15 protein-coding genes are annotated in these 17,564 nt (G+C 64.1%); 9 read left to right on the forward strand and 6 right to left on the reverse strand.

The window, feature by feature from the left end; genetic code table 11:
* Positions 1–9 precede the first annotated feature (9 nt).
* From CH262_RS19180 to CH262_RS19195, 4 genes are all read left to right on the forward strand, one after another.
* Positions 10–864 carry an N-acyl homoserine lactonase family protein gene (locus CH262_RS19180; RefSeq protein ID WP_179275049.1) on the forward strand — a complete coding sequence of 285 codons (855 nt, stop codon included), beginning with the start codon at positions 10–12 and terminating at the stop codon, positions 862–864.
* 126 nt (positions 865–990) lie between these two features.
* A complete protein-coding gene (locus tag CH262_RS19185) occupies positions 991–2,529 on the forward strand; it encodes a flavin-containing monooxygenase (protein ID WP_256988877.1) in 1,539 nt (512 codons plus the stop codon).
* A complete protein-coding gene (locus CH262_RS19190; protein WP_094718186.1) occupies positions 2,526–3,371 on the forward strand; it encodes an SDR family NAD(P)-dependent oxidoreductase in 846 nt (281 codons plus the stop codon). Before CH262_RS19185 ends, CH262_RS19190 begins: the two co-directional genes overlap by 4 nt.
* Positions 3,368–4,039 (forward strand): TetR/AcrR family transcriptional regulator, encoded by a 672-nt coding sequence (locus tag CH262_RS19195; RefSeq protein WP_094718187.1) that lies wholly within the window; start codon positions 3,368–3,370, stop codon positions 4,037–4,039. Before CH262_RS19190 ends, CH262_RS19195 begins: the two co-directional genes overlap by 4 nt.
* 183 nt (positions 4,040–4,222) lie before the next feature.
* On the opposite strand, the gene CH262_RS19200 is transcribed toward CH262_RS19195, so the two are convergent.
* Genes CH262_RS19200 through CH262_RS19215 form a run of 4 tightly spaced genes read right to left on the reverse strand, consistent with a single transcriptional unit; the run spans position 4,223 to position 9,043 of the window.
* Positions 4,223–5,170, reverse strand: a complete 948-nt coding sequence (locus tag CH262_RS19200; protein WP_094718188.1) for a GGDEF domain-containing protein — start codon at positions 5,168–5,170, stop codon at positions 4,223–4,225.
* Between the two features lie 48 nt (positions 5,171–5,218).
* On the reverse strand, positions 5,219–6,487 hold the full coding sequence (locus CH262_RS19205) for a glucarate dehydratase family protein (protein ID WP_048317902.1): 1,269 nt from the start codon (positions 6,485–6,487) through the stop codon (positions 5,219–5,221).
* A complete protein-coding gene (locus tag CH262_RS19210; protein WP_094718189.1) occupies positions 6,487–7,413 on the reverse strand; it encodes a 5-dehydro-4-deoxyglucarate dehydratase in 927 nt (308 codons plus the stop codon). Before CH262_RS19210 ends, CH262_RS19205 begins: the two co-directional genes overlap by 1 nt.
* Positions 7,414–7,444: 31 nt before the next feature.
* Complete coding sequence (locus CH262_RS19215; protein ID WP_094718190.1) at positions 7,445–9,043, reverse strand: aldehyde dehydrogenase (NADP(+)); 1,599 nt, start codon at positions 9,041–9,043, stop codon at positions 7,445–7,447.
* A gap of 288 nt (positions 9,044–9,331) precedes the next feature.
* Here CH262_RS19215 and CH262_RS19220 point away from each other — a divergent pair, with 288 nt between their 5' ends.
* From CH262_RS19220 to CH262_RS19240, 5 genes are all read left to right on the forward strand, one after another.
* Complete coding sequence (locus CH262_RS19220; RefSeq protein WP_094718191.1) at positions 9,332–10,678, forward strand: enolase C-terminal domain-like protein; 1,347 nt, start codon at positions 9,332–9,334, stop codon at positions 10,676–10,678.
* 29 nt (positions 10,679–10,707) lie between these two features.
* Positions 10,708–11,661: a 2-hydroxyacid dehydrogenase gene (locus CH262_RS19225; protein ID WP_094718192.1), complete on the forward strand. Its 954-nt coding sequence runs from the start codon at positions 10,708–10,710 to the stop codon at positions 11,659–11,661.
* Between the two features lie 73 nt (positions 11,662–11,734).
* Entirely contained in the window at positions 11,735–12,934 is a 1,200-nt protein-coding gene (locus CH262_RS19230) for an L-talarate/galactarate dehydratase (RefSeq protein ID WP_032369519.1), read from the forward strand.
* Positions 12,935–13,084: 150 nt separating this feature from the next.
* Complete coding sequence (locus CH262_RS19235) at positions 13,085–14,398, forward strand: TrkH family potassium uptake protein (protein ID WP_057474423.1); 1,314 nt, start codon at positions 13,085–13,087, stop codon at positions 14,396–14,398.
* Positions 14,391–15,056, forward strand: a complete 666-nt coding sequence (locus CH262_RS19240; RefSeq protein WP_032406038.1) for a potassium channel family protein — start codon at positions 14,391–14,393, stop codon at positions 15,054–15,056. The genes CH262_RS19235 and CH262_RS19240 overlap by 8 nt, the downstream gene beginning before the upstream one ends.
* On the opposite strand, the gene CH262_RS19245 is transcribed toward CH262_RS19240, so the two are convergent.
* The gene (locus CH262_RS19245; protein WP_094718193.1) at positions 15,040–16,515 is read right to left on the reverse strand and encodes a mannitol dehydrogenase family protein; all 1,476 of its coding nucleotides are present in this window, start codon (positions 16,513–16,515) and stop codon (positions 15,040–15,042) included. The genes CH262_RS19240 and CH262_RS19245 overlap by 17 nt on opposite strands.
* Entirely contained in the window at positions 16,512–17,546 is a 1,035-nt protein-coding gene (locus tag CH262_RS19250; protein ID WP_027495334.1) for an NAD(P)-dependent alcohol dehydrogenase, read from the reverse strand. The genes CH262_RS19245 and CH262_RS19250 overlap by 4 nt, the downstream gene beginning before the upstream one ends.
* Between the last annotated feature and the right edge of the window lie 18 nt (positions 17,547–17,564).

The raw sequence follows: 17,564 nt of genomic DNA on the forward strand, positions 1-17,564 counted from the left end.
AGTATCACGGTGAACCATTCCGCATCGTCCAACGGATCGATTCCGATCTATCGAGTCACTGCTCTGCGTCAAGGGTGGCTGGAGGTGGACCGAAGCTCGCAGACGTACATGCACGGCTTCGGCGAGTCCATCTGGGTACCCGTGTGGGCGTACCTGATTCAGGGCGAGTCGATCCCGAATATTCTGGTCGACACCGGGATCGCCGATCCCGGATGGGTCGCCGACAACGTCGCACCATGTCGTCAGGCGGCCGACGAGACGATCGTCGGATCGTTGGGAACGGTCGGCCTCACGCCGGAGGACATCGGCATCGTCGTCAATACCCACCTGCATTACGACCACAGCGACAACAACCCGCTCTTCGCGCACGCAAAATTCTTCGTTTCACGCATCGAATGGGACAGCGCAGCCGAGCCTTTCGAACTCCAGGACAGCATCTACACCGGCCGATGGCTTGCCGGAGACCTCACGCCGTTTCACTACACGTTGATCGAGGGCAAGTACTTCGACATCGCTCCCGGCATCAGGTCCATGCAGACGCCAGGCCATTGCCCGGGCATCCAGACCATCTTGGTCAACACTGCCGAGGGTGTTGCCGCCATCTGCGGCGACGCAATGAATTCACCGGAGAACATCAGACTCAATACGCCACCCGGGATCGTCACGGACGTCGTCGCCGCAATGGATTCGATCCACCGCATCGTCGCCAACTCCGACGTCGTGCTGACCGGCCATGATCCGGGACTCGGACACGGACAGAGCTCGGCGTTTCCGCGCGTCGTCGACTTCGATGCGTCCACGCGCGGAGGGCCGGTGGATCGAAGCGACGAACGAGTGGTCGCAGCTACCATCGGGCCGGCCTGATACGGGCGACGTCCTGCCCGGCCGGTAGTTCGCAATCGGCACGCCGGCTTGTCGGCGCGCGTTCACCGGTGGGGGCACCTCGATACAAAGGACCATTGCGGAATCGAGCGTCATCACTTTAATGTGATGACACGCAACATCGGATTGCGTCTTGTGCTGGAGGGGTTCGTCGATATGCGTATTCACACCGTGGTGATCATCGGTAGCGGCTTCGGAGGTCAATGCGCCGCCAAAGCCCTGCTCGACCGCGGTATCGACGACCTCGTCATTCTCGAGCGAAGGCCCTTTCTCGGTGGGACCTGGAAGCAGAATCGCTACCCGGGCGCGGCAGTCGACGTGCAGAGTCCCCTGTACTCCATTGCCTCCGAGCCGTTCGAGTGGTCGCGCATGTTCGCCGAGCGGGAGGAACTCGAGCGCTACACCCAGCACGTGCTCGAGTCCAACGGGCTGCCGCAACGCACACATGCCGACACCGACGTTCAGAAGATCCAATGGGTCGCCGATCACTGGCTGATCACCACATCGCGCGGTGATTACGCAGCGAAGTTCGTCGTCAATGCGTCCGGGCCGCTCAGCACCCCGGTGATCCCACCATTCTCGGGCCGAGAGGCGTTCCGCGGCAAGCAGTTCCACACCAACGACTGGGACACCTCCTACGATCACGCCGGAAAACGGGTAGCCATCGTCGGTAGCGGTGCCAGCGCCGCACAGGTGATCCCCGCGATCCAGCCCGACGTCGAGGCGTTGCACGTCTTCCAGCGCACGCCACACTGGGTGATGCCGCGGCACGATCGCGAATTCACGCCGCTGCAACGAAAGTTGCTGCGATTCGAGCCCATTCGACGGCTGGTGCGAGCCGGCATCTACTGGAGTCTCGAGACCCGCATCATCGGATTCAAGTACTCGCGGCGGATGCTGAAGGCCGTTGCCCAGCGAACTGCCCTCGCGCACATCGAGTCTCAGGTTCCGGACTCCCAGCTTCGGGCGAAAGTTACCCCCGACTACACCATCGGGTGCAAGCGGGTGCTGCTGTCCAACACGCTGTATCCCGCACTGGGGCAGCCGAACGTGACCCTGCACGACAAGAACGACGGTATCGCCGAGATCACCGAAACCGGGATCGTGACCACCTCGGGGGAACACGTCGACGTCGACCTGCTGGTGTGGTCGACCGGATACGACGCCACCGACGGGGTCATCTCGTATCCGGTGATCGGGCGGGACGGCCGGGCGCTGTCCGAGGTCTGGGATCCCTATCCCCGCGCCTACCTCGGCACCACGATTCCCGGTTTCCCCAACCTGTTCGTGGTCACCGGACCGAACACCGGAATCGGGCACACCTCCGCCATCTTCCTCATCGAGGCGCAGATGGAGTACATCGTGCGAGCCGTCGACGCAGTTCAGCACGCGGGTGCAACCGCCATCGAGGTCACTGCCGCCGCCGAGCAGGAGTACACCGACACGATTCACCGCGAGATGGACGGCACCGTCTGGAAGGACGGCGGCTGCCACAGCTGGTACCAGTCGAAATCCGGGCATGTCGTCGCAATGTTCCCCGGCTTCAGCTTCACGTTCCGACGGTGGGCCAAGCGCTTTCGGCCGGAAGCCCATCACATCCATCGGTCGTCCACCGACGTGACGACGAAGGGCGAGGTATCGGCATGAAGAATCATTCGGGCCAGGTAGCGCTGATCACCGGGGCGGCAGGCGGTATCGGCTCTGCTGTGGCGGCAGCACTGCATCGGCGCGGTGCCTCGATCGTTCTGGTCGACATGGAGTCGACCGATCTCGAATCGGTTGCTGCGAAGCTGGGCAACCAGCGCGTAGCGATCGCCCATGCCGACGTCACCGTGCGAGAGCAACTCGACGCGGCGGTCGCCACCGCGATCGACACCTTCGGCTCGCTCGACATCGTGATGGCCAACGCCGGAATCTCCAGCGGTGCACAGGCATCGACGATCCGTTCCGTCGACGATGGTGTTTTCGAGAGAGTCATCGGGGTCAATCTCGTCGGTGTGTGGAACACGGTGCGAGCGGCGCTGCCGCACATCGTCGAGTCCGGGGGCTATGTGCTGCTCACCTCCTCGACGTACGCCTACCTCAACGGTCTGGCGAACGCACCGTACGCGGCATCGAAGGCGGCGGTGGAACAACTCGGTCGTGCTCTGCGTGCGGAACTCGCGGGCACGAAAGCGACAGCGGGCGTGCTGTATCCGGGGTGGGTGGCGACGCCGATCGCCGACGTTGCGTTCGGCGGCGACACCGTCGCGACGGCGATGACTGCCCGCGCCTTTCCCTCGCCACTGCTCCGCCCGATCACACCGGACAAGCTTGCCCGCGTGGCCGTACGAGGCATCGGACGCCGGGCGGCGCGCATCGCCGTGCCCGGTCGCTGGATCCCGATCTCGATATTGCGCGGCATCGTCAACCCGATCATGGACGCCGCGATGGAGCGGGACGCCGAATTGATCCGTCTGACTGCCGAACTGGATGCCCGGCGGTCATGAGCACCGTGTCCGAAGCGGCCGGCCGCGCCTACGGCGGTGAAAGCGCGGCCGACCGCGACGATCGCAGGCGGCGACAGCTGCTGGACGCGGGACTGCGGGTGTTCGGCAGCGTCGGGTACCGCGCCGCAACCGTCCGTGGACTGTGCCGCGAAGCCAAGATCGCTGACCGGCACTTCTATCAATACTTCGACAAGACCGAGGATCTTCTGCTCGCCGTCTACGCGGAATGCATTGCAGACCTGACGAATTCGGTGTCCGACGCGATTGTGCAGGTGGATCGGGACGCTGACCTGAGGGCCGTCACCGAGCAGTTGCTCGAACCGTTCTTCCGGGTCATCGAGGACCCGCACCTCGCCCGCGTGGTGTGGATGGAGGTGCTCGGCGTCAGTCCTCGCGTCGAGCAGACGTATCTGACGGTGATGCAGCAATTCGGCACCCTGCTGCTCGGCTACCTCCGCACGTTCGCCGGTGATGTGCCGTCGGGCCCGGAGCTCGACGTGGACCTGCTCGCCACCGCTGCCATCGGCGCCATCAGCCACACCGCCATGACCTGGTACCAGAGCGGCTACGCCGCAGAACGACGCATCGTCGTCGCCACGATCGCGACCATGCTCGCCAATATCGTCGCGCCGCTGACGAACACAGAACCCGAAGATCGAAAGAGTTAGCGCATCGGCACAGTCCTCTTCAGGAACTCGAGCTGATCTTCGACGAAGATCGGAAACAACGGCTGCTCGCACGGATCGATGTGACCACCCCTGTGGATGTACACGGTGACGTCGGAGTAACCACGTCCTCGGACCTGTCTGCATCGGGACCGGGCAGGCGATGTTCGATGCGGTGCGACCGCCTCAGTCGTGGATGGTGGTGCGATTTCGGCCCTGATTCTTCGACTCGTAGAGTGCGCGGTCGGCGCGCTCGAGGGTGGTGCGCGCCGATTCGCTGCCCTGCCGGCCCGCTACGCCCACCGAGATCGTCAGGTCCGCTGGCAGCTCCCTCCGGACGCGGTCGACGGCGTCACTCAGTTCCATGGATGTGCCCGTTGTGCACAACACCGTGAATTCGTCGCCGCCCGAGCGACTGAGCAGATACTGCGGGGGCAGGCAGTTGCGCAACGCGGAGGAGACCGTCTGGAGGGCATGATCACCGGCCGCATGACCGCGGTCGTCGTTGATCACCTTGAAGTAGTCGATGTCCACCACCGCGATGGCATCGATCTTCCCGCTTCCCACTGTGCCCGGCCGAGCGTCCAACTCGCGGGTGAGGCGTCGTCGGTTCGCGAGCTGGGTGAGATGGTCGATTTCGGAGGTCGAAGCCACGCTCTGGACCCAGGCCGCGGAGATCGCGACGGCGACGAGCACCAGTTGGGCGTTGATCACCAGGACGGGATGAATACCACCGACGACGGCACCCAAGTATGCGACGTACACGGCATTGAGAACCGTCGTCCGCCAGGCGATGCGGTTGGGCAGCACGATGAAAGCCGGCGTCACCAGAAGTAGCTGGAGGAAGATACCGGACATGGCCGGGATCGCCCCGCCCGCCGCGGTGCAGAACAGGGCGATGCTCGTCAGACCGGACAGGTGCATCGCCAGGTAGAGGCGACGAGACAGCACCGGTGCCGCCGCGACCATGTAGATCCCCAGCGCGCACCAGGCCACCGCCAGGACGAGCAGCACAGTCGCCGCCCGAGGCGAAGCCCCGACGACGGTCACGACACCCACCAGCCCACTGACGAGACAGTTGACCCCGGACGTTCGCGCGACCGGCGTGGGGGAATACTGCCAACCGGTGTTCACACGACAAACCTCTCGCACGGATCCCCACGACCCGGAGCGAGCCTAGCCCTACCAGCGCGGGCAGGTGTTCTCGAAGCTCGGATCGATGCTCTGCATGTATCCGGTGTCGTCGCGGTCACGAATTCCGCAGTCGAGGTACTGCTGATGCAGCGCCGCGAGCGCGTCCTCGTCGATCTCGATGCCCAGACCGGGTCCGGTGGGAACGGCCACTGCGCCGTCGACGAAGTTCAACACGCCCGGCACGACGACATCCTCGTTCTTCCAGGGCCAATGCGTGTCGCAGGCATAGGTCAAGTTCGGTGTCGCCGCTGCGAGATGAACCATGGCGGCCAGACTGATCCCGAGGTGGCTGTTCGAGTGCATCGACAGTCCCATCTCGAACGTCTCGCAGATTCCGGCGAGCAACCTCGATCGCTGCAGTCCACCCCAATAGTGATGGTCTGACAACACCACCTGCACCGAATCCTTCACCACGGCAGGCTTCAGGTGATCGAAGGCAACGACACACATGTTCGTCGCCAGCGGCATCTTGGCTTCGCGCGCAACCTCGGCCATCCCGTCGAGCCCGGGTGTGGGATCTTCGAGATATTCGACGATGCCGTCGAGTTCGGCGGCTACCCGGATGGATGTGTCGACAGTCCAGGCGGCGTTGGGATCCAACCGCAACGGTAGCTCCGGGAACGCCTGCCGGAGCGCCTTGATTCCGGCGATCTCCTCGTCGGGCGCAAAGACGCCGCCCTTGACCTTGATTGCCCCGAAGCCGTACTCGTCGATCATCTTTCGGGCCTGACGAACCAATCCGTCCGGATCGATCGCCTCGCCCCATTCGTCGGGCTCCTGGCCGGGATGAGCTGCCCACTTGTAGAACAGATACGCACTGAACGGAACGGAGTCCCGAACCTTGCCGCCGAGCAGGTCGGACACCGGTCGACCCAGGACCTTGCCCTGCACGTCCAGGCACGCGATCTCGAAGGGGGAGAACACCCGATCGGTGGTGCTGGCTGTGGTGATCATGCCTGCGACGCCGTCGCCGCCTGTGATCGACAGGGTTCCCAGGACGGCATCGATGGCATCTCGGATCTCGTTGAGCGCGAACACGTCCAGACCGGAGATGGCGGTGGAGGCCGCTTCCAGTCGAGCCAGATGAGCAGTGTCGGCGTACGTTTCACCGAGTCCGACGACACCGGCGTCGGTGTCCAGCTGAATGATCGCGCGGAGCGCATACGGCTGATGCACGCCGACGGTGTTGAGCAACGGAGGATCGACGAAAGCGATCGGTGTGATTCGAGCGCCGGTGATCAGTACCGGTTCTTGCATCAGTGCACCGCGAGCTCGTCTGCCAGCACGGCCCGGCCGGCGGCAACGATTGCGGTGAGTTCCTCGAGGTGCGGTGCGCTGATGTCCACCAGGGGTGGGCGAACCGGCCCTGCTTCGATGCCCTCCATCGTCACGCCGGCCTTGATGAGAGAGACGGCGTAGCCGGGAACCTTGTCGCGCAAGCGCACGAGCGGGTGGAAGAACTCGCGGAGCAGTGCGGCAGTGAGCTTTTCGTTTCCGCTGTCGAGAGAGCGGTAGAACGCCAGTGCCAGTTCGGGTGCGAACGCGAATGTCGCGGAGGAATACAGCGTGACACCGATCGCTCGGTACGCCTGCTGGGAGACCTCGGCGGTGGGTAGTCCGTTGAAGAACTGGAAGGGCTTGCCCGACGGCTCCAGAGCGTCCAGTACCGCGCGGACGATGCGGCCGACCTGATCGAGATCGCCGGTGCCGTCCTTGAATCCGACGACGGTGGGAAGCTGCGCAACCTCGACGGCGGACTCCTCGGTGAAGCGAGCGTTGCCTCGGTTGTAGACGATCAGCGGCAGATCCGATGCGGCGGCAATGGCCTTGGTGTAATTGACGAGACCGGCTTGCGGCATCGTCACCAGGTACGGCGGCAGCAACAGGATGCCGTCGGCTCCGTTGGCCTTCGCCGCGTGTGCGAATGCCTTTGCCTGAGCGACGGATCCGCCTGCACCGGCGTAGACAGGAACGCGGCCTGCGACGCTGTCGACTGCGGTGCGGACGATCTTGCCGAACTCCTCGAGTTCGAGGGCGTGGAATTCGCCGGTGCCGCAGGCGATGAACACTCCACCGGGTCCCGCATCGACACCCTTCGTGATGTGAGCGGCCAGGAGGTCGTAATCGACCTCACCGGATGCGGTGAACGGGGTGACGGGGAAGAACAGAACTCCGTCGAGCATGGGGGTCTCCTCGAGAACTAGGTGGGGTGTGTCAGTCTTGGGTGAGCTGGCCGTCGATGCGGCGGAAGATGCCGTCCGGGTTTCCGTCCGCGATGGCGTTGGGCAACAACGATTTCGGTACGTCCTGGTACGCGACCGGGCGCAGGAAGCGTTCGATCGCGAGCGATCCGACCGACGTGGTGCGGGAGTCCGAGGTCGCGGGGAACGGCCCGCCGTGCACCATGGCATGGCCGACCTCGACTCCGGTGGGCCATCCGTCGAACAGGATCCGGCCGGCCTTGAGTTCGAGCACCGAGAGCAGCTTTCCGGCCTCGGAATGATCGGATTCGTCGGCATGAATGGTGGCGGTGAGCTGACCTTCCAGCTGTGCCGCCACCCGCCGAACCTGCTGAGCATCTGCACAGCGCACGACGAGGCTCGACGCGCCGAACACCTCGGCCTGCGCTGCCTCCGAGGTGAGGAACGTGGCCGCATCGGTGTCGAACAGCGCTGCGCGGCAGGCATTCGGGGCGTCGGTGTCGGATCCCCGCGCTACCACCGTCACCGCGTCGGACAGTGTTCGCACACCCTCGGCGTAGCTCGAGGCGATGTTCGGCGTCAGCATCGTGGAGGGAGCGGATTCTTGCACTGCGGCGGCAGCGGCGTCGATGAACGACTGCAAGCCCGGGCCGTCGACGGCAATGACCAGACCGGGGTTGGTGCAGAACTGACCCGAGCCCATCGTCAGCGATGCGACGAACGCGCAGCCCAATTCGGCTCCACGGGTGGCGAGTGCACCGTCCATGACGAACACCGGATTGATGGAACTCATCTCGGCGTACACCGGGATGGGCTCACGACGACCCGCCGCTGCGGCGACGAGAGCTGTTCCACCCGAACGTGATCCGGTGAATCCGACGGCCTTGATGCGGGGGTCGGTGACCAGAGCGGTGCCGAGTCCGCGGCCGGAGCCGAACAGCAACGAGAATGTGCCGGAGGGCATTCCGGTGGAGACAATCGCGTCGGTGATGGCGCGGGCGACCAATTCGGAGGTTCCCGGGTGAGCGTCGTGCGCCTTGACGACCACCGGGCAGCCGGCAGCGAGGGCAGAAGCGGTGTCGCCACCGGCGACGGAGAAGGCGAGGGGAAAGTTGCTGGCACCGAACACGGCAACCGGCCCGAGGGGGATCTGACGCTGGCGGATGTCTGCGCGCGGCAGCGGGCTGCGCTCGGGCTGGGCCGGATCGATGCGGGCTCCGTTCCAACTGCCCTCGCGCAGAACCGAAGCGAAAAGACGGAGTTGACCGGTGGTGCGGCCGACCTCGCCGGTGATGCGTGCCAGCGGCAGACCGGACTCGGCGACAGTGCGCTCGATGAGCGTGTCGCCCAGGGCCGCGATGTTGTCGGCGATGGTCTCGAGAAACCGTGCGCGAGTGTCCGACGAGGTGGCGCGGTAGTCGGCGAAGGCGTCGGCCGCTGCGGCACAGGCCCGCTCGACATCCGAGTCGTCGCCGTGGCCGTAGGCGGGTTCGAGATTCTCTCCGGTACCGGGATCGATTCCGTGAATCTGCGTCCCGGCACCGAAAACCGGAACGCCGGCGATGATCATCCGACCGGTGAGGTCGGTGGACTGTGTCGTCGACGCTGTCATGGGGTGACTCCTAAGGCTGTGGTGCGGTACGTGCAGTGACGCCGAGGCCGTGACCTGGCTCATAACTCACCACCGTAGAAGCCGGATTGATACATGTCCAAGTCTAAAAATGTTGTGTTTGATGCAGTCTCGGTATCGCCTCGCCGACCGTCTAACTGCGCGTGGATGCCGGTCCTCGATACCTCGACTGCATCAGTCGATGCGCAGATGGTGTTGGACGGGAATCGATAGCTGGCCCTAGTGTCGTCTGTGAGCCGAATCACCAGAGGTATGCGAGAAAGGTCGGGCATGGTCGTCCACACCAGCACCCCCGTCGTCACGGAAATGCGTGTCATTCCCATTGCCGGTCACGACGACATGTTGCTGAACCTCAGCGGCGCACACGCGCCGTATTTCACCCGCAATCTGGTGGTGCTCACCGACTCGGACGGGCGCACCGGCGTCGGCGAAGTGCCGGGCGGGGAGCCGATTCGGCAGACGCTCGAGGACGCGCGCGTGCTGGTCGAGGGGCAGAACATCGGCCGGTACAACGCGGTGCTGGCCGCCATGCGTCGCGCGTTCACAGATCGTGATGCCGGTGGCCGCGGCGCGCAGACGTTCGATCTGCGGATCGCCATTCATGCGGTGACCGCAGTGGAATCGGCATTGTTGGATCTGCTCGGTCAGCATCTCGGCGTCAGCGTCGCGGCGTTGTTGGGCGAGGGGCAGCAGCGCGAGAAGGTGCAGGCGCTGGGCTACCTGTTCTTCGTCGCCGATCGCAACAAGACCGATCTCGCGTATCGGAGCAGCGCCGACGAGGCGGCCGGAGCCGACGACTGGCTGCGGATCAGGCACGAGGAGGCGATGGATCCGGAGTCGATCGTGCGCCTCGCCGAGGCTGCGCAGGCACGCTACGGGTTCCAAGATTTCAAGCTCAAGGGTGGTGCACTGCCGGCACCCGAGGAGGCCGCCGCTGTTCGTGCTCTGGCCGAGCGCTTTCCCGAGGCGCGAATCACGTTGGATCCCAACGGCGGCTGGTTGCTGAAGGATGCGATCGAGACCTGCCGAGGGCTGCGTGACGTGCTGGCGTACGCCGAGGATCCCGTCGGCCCCGAGGGTGGTTTCTCGGGCCGCGAGGTGATGACGGAGTTCAAGCGGGCCACCGGGTTACAGACCGCGACCAACATGATCGCGACGGACTGGCGCGAGATGGGCCACACCGTCCGGTCCGGTGCCGTGGACATCCCGCTGGCCGATCCACACTTCTGGACGATGGCCGGGTCGGTGCGTGTCGCGCAGCTCTGCGACGCGTGGGGCCTGACGTGGGGATCGCACTCCAACAACCACTTCGACGTCTCCCTGGCGATGTTCACGCATGTCGCTGCTGCAGCTCCCGGGAACATCACCGCCATCGACACCCACTGGATCTGGCAGGACGGGCAGCGAGTGACCAAGGAGCCGTTCACGATCGAGGATGGCTACCTCACGGTGCCCGACAAGCCGGGTCTGGGTGTCGAACTCGACTTCGAGCAGATCGATGCGGCGCACGAGCTGTACCAGAAGGAAGGACTGGGGGCCCGAGACGACGCCACCGGCATGCAGTACCTGATCGAGGGCTGGACATTCGACAGCAAGCGCCCGGCCCTCGTTCGATGAGTTCTGGTTCCAAACGTTCTGGTGCGTCGATGAAGATCGTCGTCGGTGACCGCAACGTCGTGCCGCATCGCGAGCAGTTCGAGGCGGGTCTACCGACGAACGCCGAGGTGGTGTGGAGCGTTCCCTTCGACGAGCAGGACGTGATCGCCCATCTCCACGACGCCGACGTCTATGTCGGCGGCAAGTTCAGTGCGGCCATGGGCGCGGCTGCCCCGAGGCTGCGGATGGTTCACGTTGCCGGTGCCGGTACCGACAACGTGGATCGATCCGGAATGCGGCCCGATGTGCAGGTGTGCAACACCTTTCACCACGAGCAGTCGATTGCCGAATACGTCGTCGCGGCAACGGTGATGTTGCGACGAAAGTTCCTGGAGCAAGACCGCGCCCTCCGCTCGGGATTGTTTGCCACATCCGTGTACGACCCGACCATCCCACAGCCGTTGTCGCTGAGCGGTGCGCGGATCGGGTTCGTCGGGTTCGGACACATCGGCCGGCAGACCTGGCAGCTGTTTCGGGCATACGGGGCAACCGGTGCTGCCGTCACCGGAAGCGGTCGGGTCTCGAACGAGGGTCTCGAATGGGTGTCGGATGCACAGGATTTGGGAAAGCTTGCCGAGTTCGCCGATGTACTCGTGGTTTCCGCACCACTGAACGAGCACACCCGCGGCATGATCGGTGCCGAGGAACTGTGCAGGCTGGGAAGCGGAGGGGTCGTCGTCAACGTCGGTCGAGGCCCGCTGATTCAGGAACAACCACTGTTCGACGCCCTGTCTCGCAACGAGATTGCCGCCGCCGCCATCGATGTCTGGTACAGCTACCCGGGGCCGGACGGGCGTGGTGAGCCCAGTTCCCTGCCGTTCCGCGACCTGGAGAACGTGCTGATGACGCCGCACTCGTCGGGCGTCACGCATCACACGTTCGTCGGCCGGGTCGCCGACATCGCGTCTAATATCAATGCACTTGCCGTATCGATGGCCCGCTGAATTGTGTTGGACGCGTATCGGAACCCGAATTAGGCTGTGAGGCAACACCCTTCGCAATCACAGGAGATGTGAGATGACAACGTACATCGACAAGCCCTCGAGCGGTCTCACCGCGCCCGATGCGGCGATTCGGGCCCTCGCATCCGGTGACGCGTCCGTCGACAGCATCTCCGAGGTGACGCTGTCCTCGATCGTGCTGCCGCTGCGCAATCCGATCAGCGACGCCAAGGTTCTCACCGGTCGACAGAAGGCGATGACCGAGGTGGTGTTTCTGTTCGTCGAGATCCGTACCGAACAGGGCCATGAGGGAATCGGTTTCAGCTATTCGAAGCGGGCGGGTGGGCCTGCCCAGTTCGCGCACGCCCAGGAGATCGCGCCGGTGCTCATCGGTGAGGACCCGAACGATATCGGCAAGGTCTGGACCAAGTTGGTGTGGGCCGGAGCGTCGGTCGGCCGCAGTGGCGTTGCGACACAGGCCATCGCTGCGATCGATATTGCCCTGTGGGATCTCAAAGCCAAGCGCGCCGGGTTACCGCTGGCGAAGCTGATCGGCGCGTCCCGCGATTCGGTGCAGACGTACAACACCTCCGGTGGATTTCTGCATACTCCGATCGAGGAGGTCATGGACAACGCGGCCGGGTCGCTCGCGAACGGAATCGGCGGTATCAAACTGAAGGTGGGCCAACCTGATTGGCGCACCGACATCTCCCGCGTCACCGCGGTACGCGAGTTTCTCGGTGACGACGTCCCGCTGATGGTCGACGCGAATCAACAGTGGGATCGTCCGACGGCGAACCGCATGTGCCGCATCCTCGAGCAATTCGACCTCGTCTGGATCGAAGAACCGCTCGATGCCTACGACGCCGAGGGGCATGCGATGCTGGCCAGGAATTTCGACACCTCCATTGCGACGGGGGAGATGCTGGCCAGCGTCGGCGAGCATGTCCGTCTCCTCGAGGCCGGCGCGGTCGACATCCTGCAGCCCGATGCACCCCGCATCGGCGGCATCACCCAGTTCCTGAAATTGGCCGGGTTGGCCGAACACCACAATGTGCAGCTCGCCCCGCACTTTGCGATGGAGATTCATCTGCACCTCGCAGCGGTGTACCCACTGCAGACATGGGTGGAGCACTTCGACTGGTTGGACCCATTGTTCGACGAGCACCTCGAGACGCGGGATGGCCGGATGCACCTGTCCGCTCGCCCGGGGCTGGGATTCACACTGAGCGAGCAGGGCCGGGCCTGGACGGTGGCGAAGGCAGTGGTGCGCTGACGCGCATGTGCGCGGAAACTCGACCCCTGCTACGAAGTTCCGCGCACGTGCCGCGAAGCGGCTCGTCCCACCGGTACTGTCTGCCGGGTGACAGACGCTCACCAGGCATCACGACGGTTCGCGCTCTTCAGGCCGACGCCGGTCAGAGTGATGGCAACGGGTTTCGCGGTGGCCATACTCCTCGGTGCGGGCATCCTGATGGTTCCGGCGGCTACCGTGCCTGGAAACGACACCGGCATTCTGCAGGCGCTGTTCACGTCCACCTCGGCGGTGAGCCTGACGGGTCTGATCGTGGTGGACACCCCGGTGTACTGGTCGGGTCTCGGCCAGGGCGTCATTCTCGGCCTGATTCAGATCGGCGGGTTCGGGATCATGACGATCGCGTCCTTGGTCGGGTTGCTCCTGGCGGATCGGATCGGTCTTCGGGGCAGGTTGAATGCGGCAGCCGAGGTACGCACATCCGGGCTGGGCGACGTTCGTAGCGTCGTCGTGGGTGTGTTTCGCACCAGTCTGATCATCGAGGGTGTTGTCGCGCTCTGTCTGTCGGCGCGCTTCTTCTTCGGATACGACGAGCCCCTCGGCCGCGCAATCTGGCTGGGGATCTTCCATTCCGTGTCGGCGTTCAACAACGCCGGATTCGCGCTCTTCAGCGACAACATGATCGGGTTCGCCACCGACCCGTGGATCTGTGTGCCGTTGTTGATCGCGGTCGTGCTGGGCGGCATCGGGTTTCCGGTTCTGTTCGAGATCGCCCGTCGTATCCGATCGCGTGCCCGCGGCGTTCGTTCTCGCAAGCGCTGGACCTTGCACACCCGGATGACGTTGTCCGTCACCGCCGTTCTGTTGGTTCTCGGTCCGACGGTGGTGTTGCTTTTCGAGTGGTCGAGAACCCTGGGCGGATTCGGGTTCTGGGACAAGATGCTCGTCGCGACGTTCCAGGGCGTCATGCCCCGCACCGCAGGCTTCAACAGTGTCGATTACGCGGATGTGGACAACGCGACCCTCTTGATCACCGATGTCCTGATGTTCATCGGTGGTGGCAGCGGCGGTACGGCAGGCGGCATCAAGGTCACCACATTTGCCTTGCTGCTGTTCGTCATCGTGGCCGAAATCCGCGGTGACCGCGAGGTGACGGTGTTCGACCGTCGAATAGATCCTCGGGTGCAACGTCAGGCATTGACCGTCGCGTTGATCGGGGTGGCCCTCATCATGCTGCCGGTGGTGGCGCTGTTGGCCGGCACGAACTTCGACCTCGACGTGCTTCTCTTCGAGGTCGTCTCGGCATTCGCGACGGTGGGCCTGTCCACCGGAATCACCGCGCAGTTGCCGGGCTGGGGCCAGATGATTCTGATCGTCCTGATGTATCTGGGCCGCATCGGTTCCATCACTCTGGTCAGTGCTCTCGCCGCCCGCGACCGCGGTCGGCGCTACACGCTTCCCACGGAAAGGCCGTTCATTGGCTAGCAAACCGTCCTCCGACGTCGTCGTCGTTCTCGGTCTCGGCCGCTTCGGTAAGTCGCTGGCGCTGGAACTGATGAGCCAGGGAGTCGAGGTGCTCGGCGTCGACAGCGACGAGGCCGTAGTGCAACGCGTGGCAGACCGTTTGACGCATGCTGTGGTGGCCGATACCACCGACGAGGAGTCGTTGCGACAACTTTCGGTACACGAGTACGACCGCGCCGTCGTGGGCATCGGTTCCAATCTCGAAGCGAGCCTGCTCACCGCATCGGCTCTGGTGAATCTGTCGATGTCGACCATCTGGGCCAAGGCTCTGAGCAACGCGCACGCCAAGATTCTCAGCCAGATCGGCGTCCACCACGTCGTCAGGCCCGAGCACGACATGGGTAAGCGAGTAGCTCACCTGGTACGTGGTCGGATGATGGACTACATCGAGTTCGACGACGGCTTTGCCATGGCGAAGACGTCGCCCCCGGCCTCGCTGCTAGGAAAAACTCTGGGCGAGAGTGGAATTCGCACCAAGCACGGAGTAACCGTCGTTGCAGTCAAGCGTCCGGGTGAAGGGTTCACCTACGCCACGGCAGACACGGTGATCGGCGCAGGCGATACCGTCATCGTCTCCGGCCAGGTTCGAGACACCGAAAAATTCAGCGAGTCGACATGAGCGCCTCCAGGGTCGCGCGCGCACCGTTCTTCTGAAGTGAGGCCAACTGTTTCGTGTACTCGGCGACGAAACGGTCGTTGTCGATCAGATCGCCGAACACTGCGCGATTGGCGATGAAGGCCGTCGGATTCTCTCGCTGACTCTGCGCGATCGGAACGAGTGAATCCTTCAGTTGATCGACGATGTCGATGGGCTCACCGGCCTCGTCGACTGCCTCGGCGTAGCGTGCCCAACTGGCAACGACTGCGGTGGAGCGAGTGATCTCATCGCCGCCCTCGAGATTCTTGCGGATGACGGGCAAGAGCCACTTGGGAATTCGATCCGAGGACTCGGCGCACAGGCGTGCGACGGTGTCGCGGATTTCCGGGTTGGAGAACCGTTCGATGAGCGTGTGCTTGTATTCGGCGAGGTCGATGCCGGGAACGGGTTGCAACGTGGGCGTTGCTTCCTCGTCCATGTAGGCGAGCAGGAACGCGGCGAACTGCGGGTCCTGACAGACTTCGTGCACCAGTCGAAATCCGCTGAGGTAGCCGAAATACGCGAGCGCCTGATGGCTGGCGTTGAGCAGCCGTAGCTTCATCAGCTCGTACGGCGTGACGTCGTCGACAACCTGAACTCCGACGTCCTCGAGAGGCGGGCGTCCCAGCGTGAAGTTGTCCTCGAGCACCCACTGTGTGAACGGCTCACCGGCTACGGGCCACTGATCGTCGATGGCGTAGCGAGCCGAGAGTTCCTCGATCACTTCCGGTGTCGTGACCGGAGTGATGCGGTCGACCATGGAGTTGGGGAACGCCCCTTCTGCGGCGATCCACTCTGCGAGAGCTGGATCCTTCAGGCGGGCGAAGGTGGTGAATGTCGATTGTGCGATGTGGCCGTTGCCTTCGATGTTGTCGCACGACATGATCGTGAACGGTTTCAGTCCGCGTTCCTTGCGCCGTGACAATGCCTCCACGACGAGCCCGAATGTGGTTGCCGGAACGGCCCCGTCCACGAGATCGGCGACGATGGCGGGGTTCTCGACGTCGAACTCGCCCGTCGTCGCGGAGAAGTTGTAGCCGCCCTCGGTGATCGTGAGAGAGACGATTCTCGTGGTCTCCGCGGCCATCTTCTCGATGACGGCCTCTGCGTCGTCGGGCGCGAAGAGATATTCGACGATGGATCCGATGACGCGGGTGTCCCACGTGCCGTCGGAATGCTTGAGCGCCAACGTGTACAGGCAGTTCTGCGCCTCCATCACGTCCTTCATCCGGCGGTCTCCGGGAAGTACGCCCACTCCACAGATGCCCCACTCGGACCCTTGCCCCTGTTGCAACAGCCGGTCGATGTACATCGCCTGATGTGCTCGATGGAAACCGCCGACACCGAAATGCACGATGCCCACGGTGACGTCGGAACGGTCGTAGGTGGGAACGGCCACGTCCTCGATGAAGTCGTCGAGATTGCGCGAGTTCAACTTCATACGTTCGTCTCCTTCGATGGGCTCTGGGAAAGACCGGGAATCACAACGGCTTTGATGCTGCCGGGTTGCTTGTCTGCATTCAAGGCATCCTCGACGCGATCGAGGCCGAAACGCGCGGTGACCATAGCATCGAGGTCGACGCGACCGGCCAGGACGAGCTCGCGCGCGATCGGCCACGTGTTGGCGTACCGAAAGACGCCGGTGAGAACCAGTTCTCGGTTCTGAATCAGTGAGATGGGGAGCGGGTAATCCGAACCGCCCATGCCCACCAGTACGACGGTACCCGCCGGCCGCACAGCATGAATGCCGTCGACGACGGCCCGAGCAGCACCCGATGCGTCGATGAACGCGTCCACTTCCAGCGCACGCACGTCGTCCACTGCTGGATCGAGCACCCGCGTCGCACCGAGTTTCGCGGCATTGTCACGTCTCGGTGCGTCGATGTCACTGACGATCACCTCGGTGGCACCGAAAGCACGGGCCACCTGGGCGGTGACGATGCCGACCGGGCCTGCGCCGGCGATGAGCACGCTGGATCCGGCGGTGATTCCTGCCTTCTGCGCCGACGCGATACCGACCGACAGTGGCTCGAACAGTGCTGCGGCCTCGTCGGAGATCGAGTCGGGGACGTCGTGGGCGAATACCGACTGGATCAGTACGTACTCTGCCAGCGCACCGTCGATCGGCGGCGTGGCGAAGAATTCCATGGCCGGGCACAGGTTGTAGCGGCCGGCGCGCGACTGGGCGCTGGTGGGATCGGGACGCTGCGGTTCGATGGACACCCGCTGCCCGACGCGGGCGTCGGACACATCGGAGCCGACCGCGACGATCACACCGGCCGCCTCGTGACCGAGGACCAGCGGGCCGTCGACCACGTACTCGCCGATGCGTCCCTCCCGGTAGTAATGCGCATCGGACCCGCACACGCCGACGGCGGTGACCTGGACCAGTACCTCGTCGTGGGCTGGGGTCGGCACCGGCCGGTCTTCCATTCGTATCTCGTGCACGCCGGTGAGCACGCTGGCCTGCATGGTCTGTGGCACGGGCCG

This window comes from Rhodococcus sp. 05-2255-1e (assembly GCF_002259025.1).
Classification (GTDB): domain Bacteria; phylum Actinomycetota; class Actinomycetes; order Mycobacteriales; family Mycobacteriaceae; genus Rhodococcoides; species Rhodococcoides fascians.